The organism is Uliginosibacterium paludis, assembly GCF_039631355.1.
In the GTDB taxonomy this organism is placed as follows: Bacteria; Pseudomonadota; Gammaproteobacteria; order Burkholderiales; family Rhodocyclaceae; genus Uliginosibacterium; species Uliginosibacterium paludis.
Genome location: NZ_JBDIVF010000005.1, coordinates 170,933 through 192,874 on the forward strand (window position 1 = coordinate 170,933; position 21,942 = coordinate 192,874).

The 21,942-nt window shown below is 59.6% G+C and carries 20 protein-coding genes; 3 read left to right on the forward strand and 17 right to left on the reverse strand.

What is annotated here, in order from left to right; all coding sequences use genetic code 11:
* Window positions 1–6: 6 nt before the first annotated feature.
* Together ABDB87_RS14400 and ubiU are read right to left on the reverse strand one after the other, a co-directional pair.
* Window positions 7–915, reverse strand: coding sequence for a U32 family peptidase (locus ABDB87_RS14400; RefSeq protein ID WP_345928244.1), 909 nt, complete (start codon window positions 913–915; stop codon window positions 7–9).
* Between the two features lie 12 nt (window positions 916–927).
* Window positions 928–1,935 (reverse strand): ubiquinone anaerobic biosynthesis protein UbiU, encoded by a 1,008-nt coding sequence (gene ubiU, locus ABDB87_RS14405; protein ID WP_345928246.1) that lies wholly within the window; start codon window positions 1,933–1,935, stop codon window positions 928–930.
* A 198-nt stretch (window positions 1,936–2,133) separates the two neighbouring features.
* On the opposite strand from ubiU, the gene ABDB87_RS14410 reads away from it, so the two are divergent.
* Both ABDB87_RS14410 and ABDB87_RS14415 read left to right on the forward strand, forming a co-directional pair.
* Window positions 2,134–3,297, forward strand: a complete 1,164-nt coding sequence (locus ABDB87_RS14410) for an oligogalacturonate lyase family protein (protein ID WP_345928248.1) — start codon at window positions 2,134–2,136, stop codon at window positions 3,295–3,297.
* 296 nt (window positions 3,298–3,593) lie between these two features.
* The gene (locus tag ABDB87_RS14415) at window positions 3,594–4,712 is read left to right on the forward strand and encodes a porin (protein ID WP_345928250.1); all 1,119 of its coding nucleotides are present in this window, start codon (window positions 3,594–3,596) and stop codon (window positions 4,710–4,712) included.
* Between the two features lie 369 nt (window positions 4,713–5,081).
* On the opposite strand, the gene ABDB87_RS14420 is transcribed toward ABDB87_RS14415, so the two are convergent.
* The 5 genes from ABDB87_RS14420 to ABDB87_RS14440 form a co-directional block, all read right to left on the reverse strand.
* The gene (locus tag ABDB87_RS14420; RefSeq protein ID WP_345928252.1) at window positions 5,082–5,636 is read right to left on the reverse strand and encodes a phasin family protein; all 555 of its coding nucleotides are present in this window, start codon (window positions 5,634–5,636) and stop codon (window positions 5,082–5,084) included.
* Window positions 5,637–5,861: 225 nt separating this feature from the next.
* A complete protein-coding gene (gene lptA / locus ABDB87_RS14425) occupies window positions 5,862–6,413 on the reverse strand; it encodes a lipopolysaccharide transport periplasmic protein LptA (protein ID WP_345928255.1) in 552 nt (183 codons plus the stop codon).
* A gap of 17 nt (window positions 6,414–6,430) precedes the next feature.
* A complete protein-coding gene (gene lptC, locus ABDB87_RS14430) occupies window positions 6,431–7,015 on the reverse strand; it encodes an LPS export ABC transporter periplasmic protein LptC (protein ID WP_345928257.1) in 585 nt (194 codons plus the stop codon).
* A complete protein-coding gene (locus ABDB87_RS14435; RefSeq protein ID WP_345928259.1) occupies window positions 7,012–7,548 on the reverse strand; it encodes a KdsC family phosphatase in 537 nt (178 codons plus the stop codon). Before ABDB87_RS14435 ends, lptC begins: the two co-directional genes overlap by 4 nt.
* Window positions 7,548–8,549: a KpsF/GutQ family sugar-phosphate isomerase gene (locus tag ABDB87_RS14440; protein ID WP_345928294.1), complete on the reverse strand. Its 1,002-nt coding sequence runs from the start codon at window positions 8,547–8,549 to the stop codon at window positions 7,548–7,550. The genes ABDB87_RS14435 and ABDB87_RS14440 overlap by 1 nt, the downstream gene beginning before the upstream one ends.
* A gap of 96 nt (window positions 8,550–8,645) precedes the next feature.
* Between ABDB87_RS14440 and ABDB87_RS14445 the strand changes: the two genes are divergently transcribed.
* Window positions 8,646–10,616: a monovalent cation:proton antiporter family protein gene (locus ABDB87_RS14445; protein ID WP_345928261.1), complete on the forward strand. Its 1,971-nt coding sequence runs from the start codon at window positions 8,646–8,648 to the stop codon at window positions 10,614–10,616.
* A gap of 53 nt (window positions 10,617–10,669) precedes the next feature.
* Here the strand turns inward: ABDB87_RS14445 and ABDB87_RS14450 are convergent, their stop codons facing one another.
* The 10 genes from ABDB87_RS14450 to ABDB87_RS14495 all read right to left on the reverse strand — a co-directional run bounded on the left by ABDB87_RS14450 (window position 10,670) and on the right by ABDB87_RS14495 (window position 21,672).
* A complete protein-coding gene (locus tag ABDB87_RS14450) occupies window positions 10,670–11,299 on the reverse strand; it encodes a type II secretion system protein (protein WP_345928263.1) in 630 nt (209 codons plus the stop codon).
* Window positions 11,300–11,411: 112 nt separating this feature from the next.
* On the reverse strand, window positions 11,412–12,740 hold the full coding sequence (locus ABDB87_RS14455) for an adenylate/guanylate cyclase domain-containing protein (RefSeq protein ID WP_345928265.1): 1,329 nt from the start codon (window positions 12,738–12,740) through the stop codon (window positions 11,412–11,414).
* A 19-nt stretch (window positions 12,741–12,759) separates the two neighbouring features.
* Window positions 12,760–13,371 (reverse strand): type II secretion system protein, encoded by a 612-nt coding sequence (locus ABDB87_RS14460; RefSeq protein WP_345928267.1) that lies wholly within the window; start codon window positions 13,369–13,371, stop codon window positions 12,760–12,762.
* Window positions 13,347–14,348 (reverse strand): hypothetical protein, encoded by a 1,002-nt coding sequence (locus ABDB87_RS14465; protein ID WP_345928269.1) that lies wholly within the window; start codon window positions 14,346–14,348, stop codon window positions 13,347–13,349. Before ABDB87_RS14465 ends, ABDB87_RS14460 begins: the two co-directional genes overlap by 25 nt.
* An 83-nt stretch (window positions 14,349–14,431) precedes the next feature.
* Window positions 14,432–14,815, reverse strand: coding sequence for a hypothetical protein (locus tag ABDB87_RS14470; RefSeq protein ID WP_345928271.1), 384 nt, complete (start codon window positions 14,813–14,815; stop codon window positions 14,432–14,434).
* The gene (locus ABDB87_RS14475) at window positions 14,812–15,420 is read right to left on the reverse strand and encodes a hypothetical protein (protein WP_345928272.1); all 609 of its coding nucleotides are present in this window, start codon (window positions 15,418–15,420) and stop codon (window positions 14,812–14,814) included. The genes ABDB87_RS14470 and ABDB87_RS14475 overlap by 4 nt, the downstream gene beginning before the upstream one ends.
* Window positions 15,420–16,748, reverse strand: coding sequence for a hypothetical protein (locus tag ABDB87_RS14480; protein WP_345928274.1), 1,329 nt, complete (start codon window positions 16,746–16,748; stop codon window positions 15,420–15,422). Before ABDB87_RS14480 ends, ABDB87_RS14475 begins: the two co-directional genes overlap by 1 nt.
* Before the next feature lie 161 nt (window positions 16,749–16,909).
* A complete protein-coding gene (locus ABDB87_RS14485; RefSeq protein WP_345928276.1) occupies window positions 16,910–18,013 on the reverse strand; it encodes a type II secretion system F family protein in 1,104 nt (367 codons plus the stop codon).
* A gap of 185 nt (window positions 18,014–18,198) precedes the next feature.
* Window positions 18,199–19,944 carry a GspE/PulE family protein gene (locus ABDB87_RS14490; protein ID WP_486985097.1) on the reverse strand — a complete coding sequence of 582 codons (1,746 nt, stop codon included), beginning with the start codon at window positions 19,942–19,944 and terminating at the stop codon, window positions 18,199–18,201.
* A gap of 90 nt (window positions 19,945–20,034) precedes the next feature.
* Window positions 20,035–21,672, reverse strand: coding sequence for a type II secretion system protein GspD (locus ABDB87_RS14495; protein ID WP_345928280.1), 1,638 nt, complete (start codon window positions 21,670–21,672; stop codon window positions 20,035–20,037).
* Between the last annotated feature and the right edge of the window lie 270 nt (window positions 21,673–21,942).

The window sequence follows — 21,942 nt, forward strand, 5'->3', positions numbered from 1 at the left end:
AGCGGGTCAGGCGCTTGCCAGTGCTTCCTGCAGGATGCCCGCTTCTCCACGCCAGTAGCCGTCACACAACTCCGACGGCGCCAGTGCTTGAAGACGGGACGTATTGACTGCTTCCCCGTCCAGTGCGGCGCGGTGCAGCGCCACGACTTCCGCCGTGTGAGCCGATTGCGGGCTGATCCGCAGATGCGTGACGCCCGCCGGTTGTTCGCGCAACAGATGCGGCAGCAGGGCTTGCGTGGCGCCGGACTGCGTCTGGATGCCGTTGATGGCGAGAAAGTGCTGACCTTCGCGGGTGTCGAGCGCGAGTCCATCGGGAAATTCGAGGCAACGGAACTGGCAGTCGTCCTTCTTCAGATTGAAGTGACGAGCCGTGAAGCAGCGTGCAGAAAATGCCAGAGGCATGCGACCCCAGGCAAATACCTCGGTCTCGATGGCGGGCGCATCGGCGAGCAGCGTGGCCAGCTTGTCGCGGCCGGTCTCGATTGAGGCGACCCAGCGCTTCGCTCCCATGCCGGCAAACAGCCGGAGTGTTGCGAGGTTGTAGATGTTCAGGTGCGGGCCGGCGATCCAGTGCTCGATGCCTGCACTGCGCAGCACGCCCACGGCACCCAGGTCGTTGGCCTCGACCAGGAACTCGCCGTTATTGCAGAGGCGGCGCAGGCTCTTCATCTCGCTTTCGGATTCCAGCAGCGCCTGGCAGGAGAGGACGACTTCCTTGCCGGACTGCGCCAGTTCGCGTGCGAGCCCGATCCAGTCGTCGAGCCTGAGTTGCTGCCGACGACTGCACACCACTTCGCCCAGATGGATGGTGTCAAGCGCCCAGTCCGCCGCGTCGCGATAGAAAGCAAGGGTGGCTTCGCGTGGCCAGAAATAGAGCAGAGGGCCCAGGGTGAGTTTCATTCGGGTGTCGGACATGGAGCGACTTTCCTATTTCCAGGGGCGCAGATAGGCCCCGAGCGTGACATGCTGGCCTTCGGAAACCTTGCCGAGTGAGGCTTCCCAGGCCGGTTTCGGTGCGAAGCGGACCGGGTCCGCGATGGCGGCGTCGATGGCGGCCCGCAGGGTCCGGGTGACCTCGGCGACATAGGCGGGACTGCGCTGACGCCCTTCGACCTTGATGGCCGCGACGCCCATGCGCATGAGCTCGGGCAAGGCGCTCATCACGTTGAGGCTGGTGGGCTCCTCGAGCGCGTAATAGGTTTCCGCGTTGACCTCGAAACGCCCCTTGCAGAGCGTCGGGTAGCCGGCGGCTTCGTCCTGACCATAGCGGTCGATCAGGATGCCGGACAGGCGGGCTTCGGTGCCGGTGGGCGTTTCGACCCAGCGCACGGCCTTGGCCGGAGAGCACACCCCGGCCGTGTTCGGCGACTCACCGGTGGCATAGCTGGAGAGCAGGCAGCGTCCCTCCACCATCACGCACAGACTGCCGAAACCGAAGACTTCGATCTCGACGTCGGTGTGCGCCATCACATGCTCGACCTGGGCCAGTGTCAGCACGCGCGGCAGCACGGCCCGCTGGATGCCGAAGAGGTCGCGGCATAGGTTGATGGCTTCGTAGTTCGTGGCCGAGCCCTGGACGGAGAGATGCAGGCGCAGGTCAGGATGCGTGCGACGGGCGTAATCGAGCAGGCCCATGTCTGCAAGAATGACCGCGTCCACGCCAAGTTCCGCTGCCGTATCGACCGCCTTGTGCCAGCGGGCCTCGTCGCCGGCCTGGGCAAAGGTATTGATGGCCATGAGCACCTTGCGGCCGCGATCCTGCGCGTAGCGGATACCTTCCCGGGCGGTGTTCTGGTCAAAGTTCAGGCCGGAAAAATTCCGGGCATTGGTGGCGGCATCCTTCAGGCCCATGTAGACCGTGTCGGCGCCGTTGTCGACAGCAGCCTTGAGCGCCGGAAAGGCGCCGGCAGGGCAGACCAGTTCGGGTTTGCGCATGAGAACAGGAATCCATTCGTGACAGACCGGCAGGATAGGGAGCAGGACGGAAAAACCGCTTGCCCTGCGTCAAGGCGCCGGTAATGTTGCGAGATTCTTGCTCGACTGCCCGCTTAAAACCTGAAGGCTTGCCGTAAAATGCCGGACTCCCTGCAGACAGATACTGCAGCTCCGCCGTTTTCAATCAGGGGATTCATCATGGCCAAGGGCGACATCATCCAGCTCAAATTCGAAGACATCATCGACTCGGACACTGGCGCGCGCGTCACGCGTCTGACTCCGGTGGATGTCACCTGTCACCGTAACTACTTCTATCAGAAGTGTTTCACCAATGACGGCAGCAAGCTGCTCTTCGGTGGCCTCTTCGACGGTGGCAGCTGGAACGCCTATCTGCTGGATCTCAAGACCCAGCAGGCTCGCCAGCTCACGGATGGGGTCGGCAAGATCGACAACACCTTCGGCAACTTCCTTTCGCCGGATGACAAGTATCTGTACTACGTGAAGGGTGGTCGTGAGCTGCGCCGCGTGGCCCTCGATTCGCTGGCCGAAGAAGTCCTCTACACGGTGCCGCAAGGCTACAAGGGCTACGGCACCTGGGTGGCGAACTCCGCCTGCACCAAACTCGTCGGCATCGAAGTGGTCGAAGGCGACCTGCTGCCGCTCAAGACCTGGCAGGAGTTTGCCGAGCAGTATCACAAGAATCCGCGCTGCCGGCTGGTTCGCATCGATATCGAGTCCGGCACCGCCCAAGTCATCTACGAGCAGGCGAAATGGATGGGGCATCCGCTCTATCGTCCGTTCGACGACAACACCGTTGCCTTCTGCCATGAGGGCCCGCATGACCTGGTTGATGCACGCATGTGGTTCGTCAATGAAGACGGCACGAATGTTCGCAAGGTCAAGGAGCACGGCAAGGGCGAGTCCTGCACGCATGAGTTCTTTACGCCCGATGGCTCGAAGATGATTTACGTGTCCTACAAGGAAGGCAGCGTCGAGCGCTGGATCTGCGCCGCCGACCCCGTCACGCTCAAGAATGAAGCCCTGCTGACCATGCCTGCGTGTTCGCACCTCTATTCGAACTATGACGGCAGCTTGCTGGTGGGCGACGGCTGCGACACACCGCCTGATGTGTCGAACACCGCCGCGCATGAGCACGAGAACGACCCGTTCCTGTATCTCTTCGATCTTAAGACCATGAGCACGAAGAAGATCGCGAAGCACAGCACTTCGTGGAAGGTCTACAAGGAAGATCGTCAGGTCACGCATCCCCATCCGTCATTCACGCCGGATGACAAGCGCGTGCTGTTTACCTCCGACTTCCAGGGCGAGCCCGCCCTGTATCTGGCAGATTTGCCTGCCTGATCGGGAATCTGTTCGAACAGGAAAAGCCGGGCTTTGGCCCGGCTTTTTCTTTTCTGAAGCAATGTTTTCGCATGAGTTGTTCGTTTTTGGCTCGTGTTTTTTTAGCCGGATGCTTGTGTTCTTGTTGCACCGGCGCAACGCAAAACCCTTGAACGCTGCGGCGGACTTGTGTTTTCGGTTGGCGGGGGACGAGGCCATTGCCAGAATCCACCCAACTTCTCGAATCGCGAGAGGTGGGATGGGAAAGCAAGGTAACAAAGGCCATGCCCCCGATCTTCAACTATGAGGAGAAACTCATGCAGAAGAAACTGATTGCTCTCGCTGTTGCTGGTCTGATGTCCGGCGCGGCTTTTGCCCAAACCTCCGTTACCCTCGGCGGCAAGTTCGACGCCTGCTATTCGTTTACCCGCACTGGCTATCAGGCCGGCAAAACCACCGAGGCTCTGACCGACGGCTGCAACTCCTCGAGCCGTATCACCATCGGCGCCAAGGAAACCATCGCTCCGGGATACGACGTCCGCGTTGACTACGACGTTCGCTTTGGCAACGTGCATGAAGGCAAGTCGGGCGTGGCTTCGAACGACAAGAAGGCCATGGCTTTCACGACCCCGGCTGGTACGCTGCAGTGGGGTACCGCCAACCTGGTTTCGAACGAATACAAGCTGGTCGAGAAGCCCTACATGGTCACCCCGAAGGACACCGAACTGGTCAAGTTTGGCGTGTCCCAACTGCGCGAAGAGTCTCTGACCTCGCGTAACACCTCCTACTGGTCGCCGGTGCTGTCGGCTGGCCCGGTTAAGGGCTTGGTTAAGGCAAGCTTTGCAACGGGCGACAACCGCAAGACCGCCAACTCCGCTGATACGAATATCTATGGTTCGGGAGATGCGTATTCTGTGGGCGTGGAAGCCGTGGTTCTTGATGGCCTGCTGGATTTCGACCACGACTACACACGTCGTTCCACGAGCGGTCTCAGCTCTGGCGGGGCTGGCGGCATGATTTACACGCACACCTATGTGAGCCTGCGTCCGCTGCCGAGCCGTAACCTGAAGATCTCCGCCTCGTTCAACACCTATCGTGGCTATAACCCGACGGTGGTCACCGACATTTTCAAGGAAAAGAACACCAACTTCGTGGTGTCCTACAACTTTGACGGCAAAGCGGAAGTCGGTCTGGGCATCTCACACCTGAATGACCTTGGCGCCTCCCGCAACAGTGGCCGTGCCATCATGCTGGGCGGTTCGTACTTCCTGAGCAAGAGCGTTCAGCTGTACGCAGGCGTTGCCAAGACCAACTTCGACTACGACCAAGGCACCATCTCCGGCGGCAAGTACACCGGTACGGGCACCAACTTCGTCGGCAACATCAGCAAGCAAGACAGCCGCGTGGTCAAGGTCGGTATCATGAAGGAATTCTGATCTCCGCAAGGAAATCAGCTTCTTGGAAAGGCAGCCTTCGGGCTGCCTTTTTTATTTTTAGATCAACACCGATCTGGCAGAGTATTGAAAATTCATTCAGCCTCAGGTTCTCGATGAGTCGAAGCGTGGGTTATCGACTGACGGTGCGGTCGGCTGCTGTCTCAAGTTGCTGTTCCGCGCCGTGGTGTAAGGCAAGAGGTCGGAGATTGATGAGGTGAGCGCCAGCGGGCCAGAGAGAGTCTCCGAGACTTATCGCCTGATGGCATGCCGTGCGATTTGTGGCCTGACGGGTGACAAAAAAACCGCAGCCATTGCGGCTGCGGGTTGAAAAGCCCGGCGGTTGCTGCCGGGGCCCGATGACGGGTTGTGTCAGGCGACCTTGCGGCTCTTGGGTGCCGCGTTGCCGACTGCCTTGACGGTCGCGCTGGTGGCTGCCGCAACATTCGCTTCGGTGATTTCCGCGACCTGTTTCGCGGCTTTGTTCATGCTGTCGTAAGCGGAGTTTGCTGCGGCGATGGCGGACTTGACGGCGGCGACAGCGACATCAGAGCCAGCCGGCGCCGATTTCGCAGCCTTGTCCAGTGCGGCGGAAACGTTCTTGTTCACTTCACTGAGCTGGGATTCCACGATTTTGCTGAAATCTTCCTGTGCAGCGGCACCGATTTCATACACGCTGCGACCGTAAGCAGCGAGTTTTTCGATCGTGGGTTGAGCCAGCGAAGCCTGAAGGGAAAGAAGCTCCTGAATGTCCTTGGCGCCAATGAGCGTCTTGGCGTTAGCAACGCTTTCCTCGAGAAGGGTGCGCGCCGTATTCAGGTTGAGGGTAGCCAGTTTTTCAGCGCATGAAAAAGCCGTGTTGGCGATGGTCAGTGCGGCTTCGATGCTGGCCTTGTTGGCGCTACCCAGTTGCTCGGGAAAGGACATGATGGTCTCCTGTATGTAATTCGATGACGCGGGCATTTGCGTGCGCTAATGCTGCATCGCACAAACAGAATTATAAGTAGGAAAACCACAGAGTCAAGAAAGAGTTGTGCGCTGCAAAAAGTCTTTCTATTCAGTTGTTTGTGTCGGTCTGCGTGCAGAAAGGCAGGCAGTTTGCCTGATGATTTGCGTATAGACCAACGGGCTGCCCTGGCTTGCCAAGGCGCGTCAGGGTTTGCCGGGAGCTGCAGGCTTGGCGGATTTTGGGTAGATGGTTGTGACCACCCGCTCCTTGCTGTTTTTCACCACGTTGGCGTTGGCGCCGTTGGTGACGGTGTATTGCTCGGTGTAGCCGTCGTATTCGATGTACTGACCACGGGTTTCGTCCTGGCCGCTGCGGGTCATCGCCCGGTTGAACAGCCTGGCCTTGTCCGTGCGGCCGTCGTACTCGATCCGCTCGGCTTCGCCTTCGATGTATTCGTCCTTGCCTTCGCGTTTCTGGCGAAAGCGGGCAAGGCCACCTTGTCCACCGGTGGCAATGCCTTTCTGGAAACCTTCCGCATCCTGTGTTACCACCAGCTTTTCGGAGACGATGACCAGCGTTCCCTGCTTGAGATTGACTGTGCCTTCGAAGATCTGGACCTTATTCCGATCGTCGTAGCTGGCTTTGTCCGATTCGATGGTGACAGGCTTTTCACGGTCAGCGCGCTCGGCGTGGGCCAATCCGGCAAAGCTGATTGCGAGCGATGTGGTGATGAGTGCAATGATTTGAAATTTCATGAACTTCCGGTCCGGTTTCAGTTTTGCATGTCGTGTTTTGGGGCCCGGAATATCTTTGTCCTGACGTGGCTCAGAACATCGAGTTGTCCGCTGACATTGTTCCAGTTGGCTCCGATTCCGGTCAGCTCGCTGGCGCCGTGCGAGAAGCTGATCGGGTGTCTGGTGCGGCCGATTTCCTCATCGACGAGCACTTCAAGTTCGTCTGTGGCGAGCGTTTGGGCTGGCGTGTCGGCGCCCGCGGGGGTTGAGCCCTGAACGTTTCCGATCAGGGTGACAACCCGCTGATGGTTGTCTGCCAGGCCATGGTCACTGGTGAAGGTAGTCGTTCGGTGTTCCTGCAGGAAACTGATGCGGGGAGACACGAGTTCGGCAGTGTCCGTGTCCGGGAAATGGGTGAGTTTGTCTGCCGAGAGGTCCGAGCGCTTCCTGCCTTCCGCATCGAAGCGTGCTACGGAGAAATCATGAATGATTGCGTCCGGATCATGCCGGTTGTTGCCAAGGCCGCCATGATTCTCGTTCCGGACCACGTATTCCAGCCAGAAGCTCGCCATGGCGAGCAGCGCAACGATCAGCACCGGAAAAAAGGAGGAAATCCGCTTCATGGGAGCAGGTAATTTTCGAGCATCGGGGTGAGCTTGCCTTGGGCGTCAAGGATGAAGTCGCAGACCTCGCGAACAGCTCCGCGGCCGCCGCCTCTGGACGTTACCATGTGCACGTGCTGTTTGACGTAGTCATGTCCATCCGCCACGGTTGCCGAAAACCCGCAGCTGAGCAGGACGGGAAGATCCACGACATCGTCTCCGATGTAGCCGGCCTCCCTGGTTTGGATGCCAAGATCTCTGCAGAGGCCGGCCATGACGGCCCGCTTGTCTTTGACGCCCTGGAAAAGATGCCGGATGCCCAGATTCTCGACTCGGCGTTCGACCATGCCGGACTTGCGACCAGTAATGATGACGACTTCGACGCCGCAGTCCTGGAGCATTTTCAGGCCGTGACCATCCAGGCTGGAAAAAACCTTGATTTCATCGCCTGCAGGAGTGAAGTAGAGGTCGCCGTTGGTCAGGACGCCATCCACATCGAAACCCATCAGACGCAGTTGGCTTGCGCGCTCGCGTGTATCGGGACGCAGCATCATCAGATTACCTTTGCACTGAGCAGGTCGTGCGTATTGAGAGCGCCCACCAGTATGCCGGCTGCATCCACAACCAGGACCTGACTGATACGGTGGCGGTCCATGAGCTCTGCCGCTTCTACCGCCAGCGCGTCCGGTCCGATGCTGCGCGGATTCTTGTGCATGACGTCGGCAATACGCAGCCCCTTCATCTCGGGCGCCTTTTCGAGCAGGCGCCGCAAGTCGCCATCGGTGAAGATTCCTTCGACCTTGCCGTCGGCGGCCAGAATGGCCGTCATGCCGAGTCCCTTGCGGGAGATTTCCAGTAGCGCTTCACCAAAGCCCGCGTCAATGCCCACGCTCGGAATAGCGTCGCCCGTCCGCATGATGTCGCGTACATGCGTCAGAAGACGTCGCCCCAGGGCGCCGCCAGGATGCGAGCGGGCGAAGTCCTCGGGGCCGAATCCGCGCGCTTCGAGCAGGGCTACTGCCAGCGCGTCACCCATGGCAAGGGTCGCGGTCGTGCTGGCGGTGGGGGCCAGATTCAGCGGACAGGCCTCCTCTGTCACGCCCGTATCGAGATGCGCATCAGCCAGTCTGGCAAGCGGGGAGTCCGCCCGGCCAGTCATGGCAATCATGCTTGCCCCCATGCGTTTGATCAGCGGAACGATGATGAGAAGCTCTTCTGCCGTGCCGGAGTTGGACAGGGCAATCAGCACGTCGTCCGGCTGGATCATGCCCAAGTCGCCATGAGCCGCCTCTCCGGGGTGGACGAAGTAGGCGGGCGTTCCCGTGCTCGACATCGTTGCCGCAATCTTGCGGGCAATGTGCCCTGATTTTCCAACGCCGCTGACGATGACGCGTCCTTTGGCTGCGAGGATGAGCGATACAGCACGCTCGAAATCCGGACCAAGCCGTTCGCCCAGCGCGCTCACTGCTGCGGCCTCGATAGCGATCACCTTGCGGGCCGTCTCAAGCGATCCGGCAGCACGGGCGGAAATGTTCGTCTGGGTTGTTGGGGACATGGGAAGGCTGCGGTTAAACTGATCGGCAAGTATAACAAAGCCGCTCGAAGGCCCGCTTGACAGGGTTCGGGCCAAGACAAAGCAAAGATCGAAACCATGCACGGCTCATTCACCTCAGTCCTGATGTTGCTGGCCGCGACGGTTTCCCTGGTGGCCGTTTTCCGGGCGTTCAACCTTCCTGCCGTACTTGCCTATCTGGCGGTCGGTGCCGCACTCGGGCCTCATGCGCTGGGGCTGGTGCCTGATAGCGAACAGGCCAGATACCTCGCTGAATTCGGCGTTGTCTTCCTCATGTTCTCGATCGGCCTGGAGTTTTCGCTGCCGAGACTCTATGCGATGAAGCGGATCGTGCTGGGTTTGGGCGGACTGCAGGTGGTGGCAACACTTGTCCTCTTTGGTGCCTTGGGACGTATCCTCGGATTGAGCTGGCCCGCGAGCTTTGCGGTGGCGAGCGTGATCACCATGTCGTCGACCGCCATGCTCTCCAAGCTCCTGGTCGATCGCATGGAGCTTGAGTCAGCGCACGGCCGGCAGATCATCGGTGTGTTGCTGTTTCAGGATCTTGCGGTGGTTCCCTTGCTGATCCTGATTCCCGCACTTGCGCGGCCAGGGGAGATGCTCTGGCTGACGCTCTCGTTTGCCGCGGTCAAGGCCATCGTCGTGCTCTCGCTGATCCTGTTTTTCGGGCAGCGGCTGATGAAGCGCTGGTTTACGGTGGTGGCACGACGGAAGTCGTCCGAGCTTTTCATGCTCAACATCCTTCTGATTACCCTCGGGTTGGCCTGGGTGACGGAAATGGCCGGGCTCTCTCTGGCGCTGGGTGCGTTCATGGCCGGGATGCTGATTTCCGAAACAGAGTTCCGCTATCAGGTCGAAGAGGACATCAAGCCGTTCCGGGACGTCCTGCTCGGCCTGTTCATGGTGACGGTCGGGATGTTTCTCGATGTGGCTGTCATTCTGGCCAACCTGCTCTGGGTCATGCTCCTCCTCTTCAGCATGCTCGTGCTCAAGTTCGTCGTGGTGGCACTGGCTTCGCGCTGGATGGAGCGACAGGATGGCGCAGCGGTCCGGGCAGGGCTCTGGCTCTGCGCCGGCGGCGAGTTCGGCTTCGTCCTGCTCACACTTGCCGCAGATGTGAATGTCGTACCACACACCGTATTGCAGCTCGTGGTGGCAGCGCTGGTTCTGTCTTTGCTGATTGCGCCATTGCTTGTCCAGTACAGTGACCGCATTGTCTTGCGGTTCGTGGCTTCAGAGTGGATGTTGCGTTCGATGGAGCTGACGCGCGTCGCCGCCAAAGCCATTTCGACAGAACGCCATGTGATCATTTGCGGGTATGGACGTACAGGTCAGTACTTGGCGCGCCTGCTCGAGCAGGAGGGGATCGGCTATGTTGCGCTGGACCTCGATCCGGATCGTGTACAGGAAGCTGCGGCAGCGGGCGATCCGGTTGTTTTTGGCGACGCGGCGCGGAACGAGACCCTGCTGGCGGCGGGCCTCATGAGGGCCAGTGCCGTTGTGGTGGCCTATAACGATGAACATGCCACCAGCAAGGTGCTGCACCATGTGCTGGCCGCGCGCCCGGATATCCCGCTGGTCGCCCGCTCGCAGGATGAGCGCGACATGGAGCGGCTCATCGAGCAGGGGGCTGCGGAAGTGGTGCCCGAAATGCTTGAGACCAGCATCATGCTGGCGACGCACACGCTCACTCTGATCGGCACGCCTGTTGCGCGGGTGATCCGGCGCATGCGCCAGATCCGCACACAGCGATACAGTCTCATGCGGGGCTTTTTCCTGGGCGCTACCGATATTGATGAAGGGCCGGATGCGCAGGAGGAGCGCCTGCATTCAGTGTCGCTGCCGATTGGAGCCTATGCCGTGTCCCGGCGCATCGGCGATCTGGGGTTCGAAGTAACCGGTGCCCGGGTTGCTGCGGTCCGGCGGCGTGGCGTCAGGAGTCTTGATCCGGCAAATGACATGGTGTTCGAAGCGGGCGATGTCGTCGTTCTGCTCGGACTGCCCAACTGCCTGGCGGCTGCAGAGGTGCGACTCCTGAAAGGTCGCTGAGAATGAGGTCGGCGTGACCTCATCCTCAGGATATGAGCCTTGCCGGATCGGGATCAGAGACCCGTGCAGATGATGTAGGACTGATTGTCGTCCACCGTGCTGGCGGCAGAGCCAAGTGCGCTGCCGAAACGAACAGCGCCTTCGTCAGGCTTGCCGTCGTCCATGGTGGTGTCTACCTGCTGGGCGATGCGGCCGGAAATATTGTCCTGGCATACGAAGACCCTGCCGCGCATGCCGGTGAAGGGCGTGGCGCTTTGAATGCCGATCCGCCCGCCTTCGGCATTGCGCGGCTCCCAGTCGCCCGCCGAGGGGCTGGCGGCTGAGCCCGGGGCCAGGTTGGCCAGACGCAGGTGTTGCCACACATAGGTTGATTCGGCGGGAGAACCATCCGGGTTGCTGAGGGCAGTGCTGTTCCAGGCTCCGTCGATCGTGCCGTTGCCATTGCCATTTGCGGATCCGCCGAGATGCGTGGTTGCGGCACGGTCGTCTCCCGGCATTGCGCGGAAACGATCCTGATATGCCGCGATCATGGTGGCTGTGTTGCGGAATTCGGCCGCCACGGCTTTTGCCTTGGCGCTGTGAATCAGCTCCTGTCCCTTGAGCGCTCCTCCCAGCAGCAGACCGATGATGACCAGCACGATGGCGATTTCGACCAGGGTGAAGCCGGCTTGCGAGTGTTTCATTGTTGTCTCCAGTTGTCCTTGTTAAGGTTTTTTGACTGCGGCGACATCTTGCCCAAAGTCAAAGAGGGCCTTCAACGTCCGGAAGTCTTGCCCGGAAGGGATTGCTGGAGTTCTAGTCGAGCCGGCTGAAGTCGATATCGACCGTGGTGTAGCGTGGCGCCTCCGGCGCCGGATCGTTACCGCGGGCGAGCAGGCGCCATACGCTGACCATGCCCTTGCCCTTCAGGCGAAGGGTGACCGGATCTTCGAAAATGAAGCGGTATTTGAGCTTCGCAAAGGTTCTTGAATCGCACTGGATCAACCCTGGCGGGCACTCGGAGCTGATCCTGCTGGCGAGATTGACCGCGTCGCCCCATAGGTCGTAAATGAACTTCCGGCGACCAACGACACCTGCTACAACGGGCCCGCAGCAGATTCCGATCCGCAACTGCAGGCCGCGCTCGGCCGCTGTTGCGTCTTCAGAGATCCAGCGGCGCATTTCAAGCGCCAGTTCTGCCATCGCCGCGCAACTGTCCCCGGGGGCTTCACTGAGTCCGCCCGCGACCATGTAGGCATCGCCAATCGTCTTGATCTTTTCCAGGCCGGTGGCTTCGACGAGATCGTCGAACTTGCTGAAGACGTGATTGAGGATGCGAAAGATCTCGACGGGAGGAAGATCGGAGGCCATGCCGGTGAAATTCACGATGTCGGCAAACATCACGACGGCTTCGGGACAGCCATCTACGATGGTGTCATCCGAGGCTCTGAGCCGGTCGGCAATCGGGGCGGGCAGGATGTTGAGCAGAAGGCGCTCGGAGCGCGCCTGCTCATTGGCCAGTTTGGCATGCGCCTGCTCCAGGAGGTGCTGGGCTCGTGAGCGCTCACGGGCGGAAAAGCGCAGGCACTGGAATACGACCGCTGAAAGGGTTGCGAAGTTGAGCGTGAAGAACAGCACGCCGACTTCACGGGAAATCGTCGCCTGAGTCAGGCCCACGCCCGGGAGCAGATAGTCGGCGACGCCGGTCAGCACCACCAGGATCAGGTAGGCAACGAACCAGGGGGCTGATTCGCGCATGCCCAGACACAGAAGTGCCGTAATCGGCGCAAGCATGCCCCACAGGATCAGGCCGGAAGCGGTAACGAAATCCCCCAGGGCCCACTGCGCGATGCATGGAAAGATCAGCAGCGTGCTGATGAGGATGTTGCGATAGAGCACGAAATTCCGCCACTGCGCATAAGCGAGCATGTTCAGTGCAATCACGCACTGAGCCAGCAGGGGAATGAAGGCAGGAAGATCCGTGCCGGTGAGCCAGTAGGTGAGCAGCCAGACGCCTGCTGCGATACTGAACAATCCCCCCAGAAGTGCAAGCAGGCGTTTCTGCATGCGCAACTCGTCGCTGTCCCCGGCGTCGATGCCGGAGGTGCGGAGGCGATGGTAGAGGTGCAGGAGGTGCAGGCGCATCTTGGCGGGAATTCTATCCCTAGAGTGTCCTGCCGGCTTCAAGCATTCTGCCGAGCAAGACGAAACGGGACAGCCAGACGACCTGGTCGTCGTTGTCCGGCGTTTCGGCATGCAGTCGGAATGGCGATTCGCTCGCCGCGCCCTGTTTCCCGTCAGCACCGCTGGACCACAGGGCCAATACAACCGACTCCGCATTGGCCAGTGTGTTCGAGCTGCTGCCGGCCTGTATTTCAATGCCCCCGGTGCTCTTTAGCGTGATGGTCCGATCCGCCAGAAAATTCGAATGGACGCTGTAATAAAGCGCGTTTCCCCAGGGATCGCGTTCGGGCAATGCGAGAAGATGCCACGGGAGCCGGCCACTGATCGGGCCCGATCCACTGCAGGAGTCCGGCTCGCCGTCACCGTTTGTGTCCGGACAGGGCAGATGTCCGCTGATGGCGGCGTGGTTGAGCAGGGCTTCGCGGGCGTCGGCGAGCATGCTGTGCGCTTCCAGCAGACGGCTGCGTTCTGTCTGGAGTCGCAATGCGGAGAGGGCTCCGGTGCCGAGTATCGTGAGAATGACGAGCACGATGCCGAGTTCCAGCAGCGAGAAACCGGCATTGCGTTTTATCGGAGTACCTGTTCGTTGCATAGGATCTGACCTGTATCGAGGCCGAGCGCGCAGCGATAGTCTGCGTGAGTGACAGTCAAGATCGGCGCATCCGGACTGATGTGGAGATGTGCGTACCAGTCGTTGAAGCAAAGCCAGCTGACCGGTCGCTTGTAATCCGTCGATGCACTGTCCGGACTGACGCCCGGGCAGCTTCCGGTATAAACGAGGTGCTCAGCCGCAGTACCGGCCAGCAGGGCGTCAAAAGCCGCACGGCCCGGGCAAGTCCCGGTTCCCGAGATGAAATGACAGCGTACCTGGTCGAGCGAATCCGAGCCGGGGTGTTCTGCCAGGAAGGCGCGAATGGCTTGCCGCATCTGTTCCGGCGCAAAAGTTGCGAGTACTCGACGAAGGATCGGGCGCATCAGTTGCTCATGAAGCACGGGCAGAAGGATGTCGTTGGTCTGGCTCGAGACGGTGACATCCTGGAACGGCGCGCCGGGCAAGGCGTTGCTCCCTTCCAGAAACGACGTGGCATCACCTTCTGCACATGAACCGGCATCTGGCAACCTGGAGCGCTGGCCGGCAAAGGGGCGTCCCGGCGCAATAAGGATCGCCGCGGCTGGCCGAGGCGGTCCGCCAGCGTGTGCGATGAACTCCAGAGGCGAAATGCTGGCCGGGTTGATCGCGTTGCCGCTTGAGCTGCTTCGCTGCGCAGTCGGGAGGTTGTTGCGGTGAATACGGCTGGTGGCATACCACAGGCATTCGCCACCGATGTGAGCGGGAAGTGCCAGGAAGTGCCAGGGCAGGCGCCGCGCTGATTGTCCAGGATTGCCGGCATAGCCCAGAGGACTTGATCTTCCATTGAGAACGTATTCGCCGGACGGGGCGGGCAGGGTGCCTGGTGTGTTGTCTTCGATGAGCCCGTGGGCAATCAGCGCCAGCTGAGCGTCCCGCAGTCCGCGCAGGACGGCCCGTTGCTCTCTGGCATCCACGCGATAGCCGGTCTTCTGATTCAAGGTCCAGACCAGCCAGCCGGACGCTGCCGTAACGAGCAGGATCAGGGCGGCGAGCAGTATGAATCCGTCATTTCTCGCGCATTTCATGGCAAACCGGCCTGCGCTTCTATCTCAATACTGTCACCCACGTGCAGTTCGATCCTTTGGCCGTTGGCCAGACTGATCCGCAGTGCATTCCGGCCTACCGGGGTCAGCAGCCTGCTGTCTTCAACAAGTTGGCCATTGATCCATATGAGTGGCCGGACTCTGCCAGACCAGACCATGCCATCCAGCGACAGAACCTTGCGAACCGGAGAATGAGGTTTCGGCGCCCCGTGCTGACGGACTCTGTCCAGCTCCGTGCGCTGCGCCACAGAGTGGAACAGCCTGCCCGGCAGGGGCGGCGCCCCGGTCTCGGTCAGACTGAACGCCGATAGCAGCGGCGCACAGGCAATCATCAGTACAAGGGAAGGTCTGACCGAGCTCACTGCCGTTCTCCGGGCACCGGGCGCGAGAGCGTGAGCCAGTCAAGCTCGCAGCGAGCCCGGAGGGTGTAGGGCGAGGGCAGCCGCCCGCTTTCTCCGCGATCCATACGACAGTTTCTTGGTGAGAGCAGCGCACCGTGAATGGACGAAAGCCTGGCGAGAATGTTCAGCAGATCCTGTTCATGCATGAGCGTCAGTTCGACGGTCATTACGCTGCGCATCAGTCGGAGCGCATCAGGTCCTTTCAGGCGCTCCAGTTCGGTTTGAGGGCTCAGGGATATCTCGGGCGGAGGCAGTTTGAGTGCTTGCGCCGCTGCGTTCAGTTGCCTGGTCCAGTCTTGCCGATGTTCCGGTTCGAAAAGACCACGCGCTGTCATGGCGGCGTAAGCGTCTGCGCCCGCTCGGAGCTGGTTTTCTTCATTCCTGAAATCACGAAGCTTCTCCTGCAGTTGTTCCGTGCTCCGGATGAGCTGAGCGAGTTGCTCGAGGGCGGTCTGATGTGTTGTCTTCAGGCTCGCAAAAAGAATCAGCGCGGCCGCAAGCAACGCCAGGGATGCGGGGGCGTGAAATCCGGAGCGCAATGAAAGCCAGGCGATGGAGTGTCTCATCAGGACTCACGCTTTCCAGAGCTGTTCAGCCTCAGACTGAAGTGAAAAATGTCTGGCTGATCGCTTCCCGAGAGGCTCATCTCGACGTCGGGAGGAGGTGGTATCTCAATGTCATTGAAGTCTCCGGCCCTGATGTCGGCATGGAGGTCCAGCATTCTGGATTGCGCCTCTGCAGGCGTTTTATGGTAGCGACCGGCAAGATAGGCATTCAGCTTCAGCTCGGTTTTCCGGCTGTCTGTCGTGAGAGCAGGGCTTTCTGAATGCCATTCGACTGATTCGGCTTCGATGTCCGGGAAGCGCTCCAGGCTTTGAGAAATCTGTGAGAGCAGTGCGCCGGGCAACTGGCGTTGTGCCGTGGCCGTATCCCAGAGCCTGCTGAAACCACGCAGGGTTTCCGCATCGGAAATCGTTGGCGGGAGCAGGGCCTCAAGCGCATGCAGATCAGACTCCTGATGCTGGCGGGCGGCGTTCAGGTCCGCCGCCTGTTGTCGGGCTTCATGGATTCGTGAGTGGAGATGAAAACTCGCTGCCAGGAGCGGTAGCGCCAGTATCAGGCAGCAGACGCTCAGCTTTCTCGAGAATTCGCGTGCCCGAGCATGCTTCCGGATGTCGGGCGGGGCGAGTTGAGGGCTGCGCTTTCTGCTGGCTGCAGCACGAACCAGGATTTCGCGGTCGATGCTTGAGGGAACCTCCACCGGAAGACCGGCCTGCGACGGCACGGTGTCGGGAAGCAGGTGACGCGTCTTCAGTAATGGATCGGCAGATAGTGTCGGCAACAGAGCACGAGCCGTCGCGGCATCCGTCAGCAACAGGACCGGCAAGGCGTCACCCCGCTCCAGAAGGCGCTTGCTCCAGAGGTACTGCAGGGTTTGCCGGATTTCCCTGTGGCAGTTCTCCGGCGAGGCGGTTGCCATGTCGTGCTGTTGCGGGATGAGTCGCGTGAAGCAGGGCTGATCCGAATTGAAGTAGATATGCCTTTGTCTTGAGCCATGGAGGCAGATCAGCAGTCCGTGCGGGGCCTGGATTTCTCCGAGCTTGAGGATCTGCTTGCACAGCAGCGCTGGCGTAAGCACTGCCGAAACTGCGATAGCCTCTTGCAGCATCAAACCGAGCCAGAGGTCGAGTGGCTCCGGATGAGGAATGCCTGTCAGGATGACACGGTGGTCCGTGAGTTTGGCGTTCTGGGCGCCGGCCACCACGGCTGTGGCGTAGCGGCTGTCGGGAAAGCACTGTGCAAGTTTCCGCGCAACGAACGCCTCACGGTCCCGTCTGCCAAGCCGAGGAATGGACAGGTGCTCGAAGGATTCATCGGGCAGATCCGCGATCACGCAATGTGTGGCAGAGCGATGGCGGCCAAGCCAGGCGCGCGCAGCGGCGACTCCGGACTCATTTCGCTCAAAATATGCGTGCGTGATGGTCCGGCTTTTGAGCAGGGTCCGGCATTCGATGCCTTCCTGGGTGATCAGGTGAACACAGTGTCTCGCCATGCTCAGATTTTCAGTCGTGTGATGATGTCATAGATGGGGCTGAGGATGGCCGAGGCTATCCAGAGCATCAGACCGCCGAGAAGCAGGATCAGGGCGGGCTCGATCCACGCCTGAAACGCTTCGAATGATTCGCGCACTTCCCGCTCGAAGAAATGGGCAGCATTCAGAAGTGCAGGGTCGAGAGCGCCTGTTTGCTCGCCGAGCCGGAGCATCCTGATCACGAGGGATGGAAATACCGTAGCGTCGCTGAAAGCGTCGGACAGGCTCATGCCGCGAGAGACCTGAGTGCTGGCAAAGGCGAGCGCATCGGCAACGATCCGGTTGGTCACGACGCCTTGCGTCAGCGCGAGCGCCTGCATGATGGGGATGCCTGCTGCATAAAGCAGCGCAAGAAGACTGGTGAATCGAGCAAGCATGATCTTGCGATACACATTGCCGATGACAGGCAGTTCGAGTTTCAGCTTGTCCCATGTTCGTGCCGCGCCAGCAGATTGCCTGACCGCAAGAACTGTAGACAGCGGGGCAGCAATGAGCGCGAAGAGCAGCAGCGCGCTGTGTTGCCTGATCGTATTCGAGAGCCAGAGCAGGGCTCTCGTCTGCGCCGGCAGCGGCGCTCCTGTTGCTTTGAATAACTTGGCAAGTTCCGGAACGACGAAAACGAGCGACACTGAAATCGCACAGAGTGCGACCGCGAGAACGATGGATGGATAGATCGACAGCTTCCGCAGGAAGGCCCTGAATTCGTCTTCACGGCGGAGCATGCTGCCAGTTTCAGCAAGCACCTGCGTCAGATTCCCGCTGTTTTCTCCTGCACGGATGAGCGCTTGCGCGACGGGATCGAACACCTGCGGATGCTCACTGATCGCGTCTGCGAACGAGCTGCCGTGACCGATCTTTTCGAGCAGCTTCGTCAATATCGGCCCGATGCGTTCCTGGCCGGAGCCCTCACGAAGCTCCTGCAAGGCGTCCATGAGTGGAATGCCTGCCCGCAAAAGGTGTTCGAGGTGAAAGAAAAAATGAATCCGCTCTCGCAGCGGTACGCGGTCCAGCCAGGCGGAGAGTGCCGGCAGTACGCACCGACGTGCCTGGATCAGTTCGAGCTTCATCCGCGAGAGGTGAAGTTCAAGTGAAGGAATGTCCGCGGATTCCAGTTGCCCGCGCACAAGCTCTCCTTCGGCTGAGACCGCACGGTAAGCGTATCGAGGCATCAGCGGAGGCTTTGCTGAATTGGCTGGACGCACAGAGACCTGCTGTTTCCCGTAGCGCTAAGGGAGATAGACTTTTTGCGCACTCAGCCCGCCTCCGTCAACAATCTGTCTGACAGATCGATGACCCGACGAAGCTCGCTCAGTGTTGTCAATCCTTCGGCCACCCGTGAGAGACCGTCTTCGGCAAGTGTCTGGAACCCCTTGCCGCGGGCAGCCTCGGCGAGTTTCTTCCGGCCCGCTTTGCGGCTTACGAGCTCATCAAGGTCTGCATCCATCTTCACGATTTCAGTCAGAGCAAGTCGGCCCTTGTAACCGGTAAAACCACAGACCGGGCAGCCGCACGCGGCGAAAACCTGATCTCCTGGAATGTGCTCGCCGAGAATCCGGCGTTCTTCCGGATTGGCCTGACGCAACAGGCGACAGTTTGGGCAGAGTTTCCGGACAAGGCGCTGAGCCATGATCGCGATGATGTTGCCGGCCAGGATGCTTGCATCGATTCCCACATCCATGAGGCGGGGAATGGCGCCCAGAGCGGAGTTGCAGTGCAGGGTGGCAAAAACCTGATGGCCTGTCATGGCCGCTCTGAACGCCATCTCGGCAGTCGGAGCGTCCCGGATCTCTCCGATCAGTATGACGTCCGGGTCCTGGCGCATCATCGAGCGGATGCCGTTCGCGAAGTCCATCTTGCACGCGTCGGAGATTGAGGTTTGCCGGACGAGTTCCATCGGGTATTCAACCGGGTCTTCGAGAGTCATGATGTTCAGCGTCTCTGAACTCAGTTGTTTGAGTATCGAATACAGCGTGGTGGTTTTGCCGCTCCCTGTTGGGCCCGTCACCAGGAAGATGCCCTCCGGGCGCAGCAGCGCGCGCTCAAGCAAGCTGAGTCGTCTGGTTGCCAGCCCCAGGGTTTCGAGCGGTTGGACGCCTTTTGTCCGGTCGAGCAATCGGAGAACCAGGCATTCGCCATGAATCGTGGGCTGGGCTGAAACCCGAAAGTCGAGTTCGCGACCGTGTATCGTCAGTGAAAAGCGTCCGTCTTGAGGTGCGCGGGTTTCGGCGATGTTGAGGTCGGCCAGGATCTTGATGCGGACGGACAGAGCGCTCCACAGCGATTTGTGCAGTACGCGAAATTGTTGCAGCAAGCCGTCGATGCGATAACGCAGCCTCAGAAAACCCGCCTCCGGTTCGAAATGTATGTCGGAAGCATTTCGGCGAGCAGCATCCGTCAGTATGGCGTCGAGAAGTCGCACGACCGGATGCTCCGTATTGGAGGATGATGGAGAACCGGTACGGACTTGCTCGTCGTTCTCAAGTTCTTTCAGGATGCCGTCAATCGATAGCTCGAAACTGTATGCGTGATCCAGGGCATGCATGATTTCGCTTTCGCAGCCCAGTTTGACTTCAAGCCTCGTCCTGGCTGGCAGGATGGATCTCAGCCCATCAAGAGCAACAACATCCTCTGGGTCTGCAACAGCAAGCACAAGCGCCGTTTTGTCATGTTCAAAGTGCAGAGGAAGCATTCTGTGACGCCTGGCCAACTGTTCCGGGACGCAGGTGATGGCAGCGGGGTCCGGGGTGAAATGGGTCAAGTCGGCTTCGGGCAAGTCAAGGCTTGCAGCGAGCACGCTGCGCAAGGATTGCTCTGAGAGGAATCCGAGCCTGACGAGGTGGCGACCGAGAATGTCTCCAGAGTGCTTTTGCTCATGCAGGGCAATACGCAACTGATCCGCCGTGATCAGCCCGCGTGACATCAAGCGTTCTCCGAATCTGGGTTCTCCTTCCCGGAGTCTGTTCGGAGCGTTGGATGGCTGGGAAGACTGGTTTGTCATGGGACGCGTTTGGACATGAATACCGGTGTCCGCCAGGAGAGCGGGGAGTGCATTTATCGGGCGTGGCGGGAGTGGCGTTTTGGGAGCCCTTCATCCGAGCCGTTCTGGGTCACTGCTCGTCATGACGGCAGGCAGGATGGTTGGCCGCACGAAAATGACCAGCTGGGTTTTGCGCTTGGAGTCGTTCCGGCTTTCGAACAGACGTCCGATCAAGGGAAGTGAAGCAATGACGGGCACTGCGCCGTCATTGTTGTCGGTCGCATCTTCCATGAGTCCGCCCATGACAGCGATATTTCCGTTTGCGATGCGCATGACGGAATCGAACTCCCGGGCACGGATGACTGGAATGGTATTCATGATCGTTGCGTTGCCTTGAATGAGCTGAAGGCTCGGGTCAACCTTTTGGCCGATGACTCGCGACATGCTTGGCCGTATATTCAAGGTGACCGACTCGTCATCCCCCACCATCGGGGTGATCGTCAGGACGATGCCGACCGGAACGGAGTGAAGGGTGGAGTTGACCGTTTTACGTGCCGGGCTGTTTGACGTTGCGTCTGTTTCCTTTATCTCGTAGGTGAAGTAGATGTTGTCATCCACGACCTTCATGACCGCTGTCTGGTTATTCAGGACGGAGAGTTTCGGGCTGGACAGCACTCTGACGGTCCCGAACGTTTCGAGAAGTTTGACGGCTCCGATAAAGTTGCCACCGCGTGAGTCGTAACCGAGCTCCACGCTCGGGATGGCGTTACTCCCGCTGAATGTTCCGACTGCGCGCTGAACGAATCGGAATCCTGTGTCGAAAAGGTTCAAGGCGGTCCAATCGATGCCCTGCTGGTAGTTCTGAGTGAGTTCTACCTCTGCAATTGTTGCTTCAATCAGTACCTGTCTTCGTGCGCGGCTCAGGACGTCTTCCAGGTAAGTCTTTACTTGCGCGTGCTGTCTGGCTGTAGCGCGTATCGATAGAACGCCGGTCTCGGGATTTGCCATCACCAATGAGTGGGCTGAATGTGCGGAGGGCGCGCAGTGGGCGGTTTTCGTTGCGTCTGCTGCATTGATCCCCGGGCATTCTGAGGAATGCTTGGTTGGAACCCCTGTGCCATCCTGCAGGATCTCTGCTAGGTTCTGAACAATGGAACTCCAGATCCTGTTGTTCGATGTGTTGTGAATTTGCGCGAATGAGCCACTGCTGGCTTGAGGTGCTTGCTGATCTTGCTTTCCTGCAGCGGAAGATCCGATCTGTGACGCGAGCGACACAATGCTGCTGGTGTCTCTTGCCAGATTGACGTAGTCGATCCGGTAGTATCTGAAGTAGGGTTCGTCAGGCAGTATCGCCAAACTTGTTCCGTGCTGTTCATACCGGATGTTTACTTGCCTGGTGATCCGCTCAAGTAATTGCGACAAAGTCTGGTTGACCGCGTTCAGCGTGACGATTCCCTCTATGGAAGGGTGGATGTCTATGTCCAGATTCGAGTCCCGTGCCAAAGCGCTCAGAAGACTCTGCACCGATATGCGGTTTACAGATATCGACAGCAATTTTTCGGGACGTTGCGGCGGAAGCTCTGGCATGCCGAGTTCCGTGTGCTTGGCTGGGGATGGTTTTTGCGCCGCAGCAAACTCCAGGTGCGGGAAATGTTCCAGAGGGGTGTGTTGTGTTAAGTGTTCGTGCGGTTGAGCACAGGCACTGATCCCCAGGCTGAGCACTGCAGCAGGCACATAATGGAAGCGCATCACGCTTTTCCCTGTCTTTTAGTTGTCCGTTATCAGATGCGGCGGCAGATGGTAAGGCCACCGTATGCTTTCGAAACTGAGACCTTAGGGCGGGGGTGCCCGAGCGGGCGGTGTTTTTGCAGATTGGCGAAGAGGAGCTATTGAGCCTTCTTTGTTGACTTTCTTTGAGGTGCCACTCACAATGTTCCTTCTTTGCTGCTTCGGCGGCAGAGACGCAAGTCCGAAAGAGCCTGGTAGTGAAAGCCAAGTGCAGTGCGGGTTTGCCTGTTT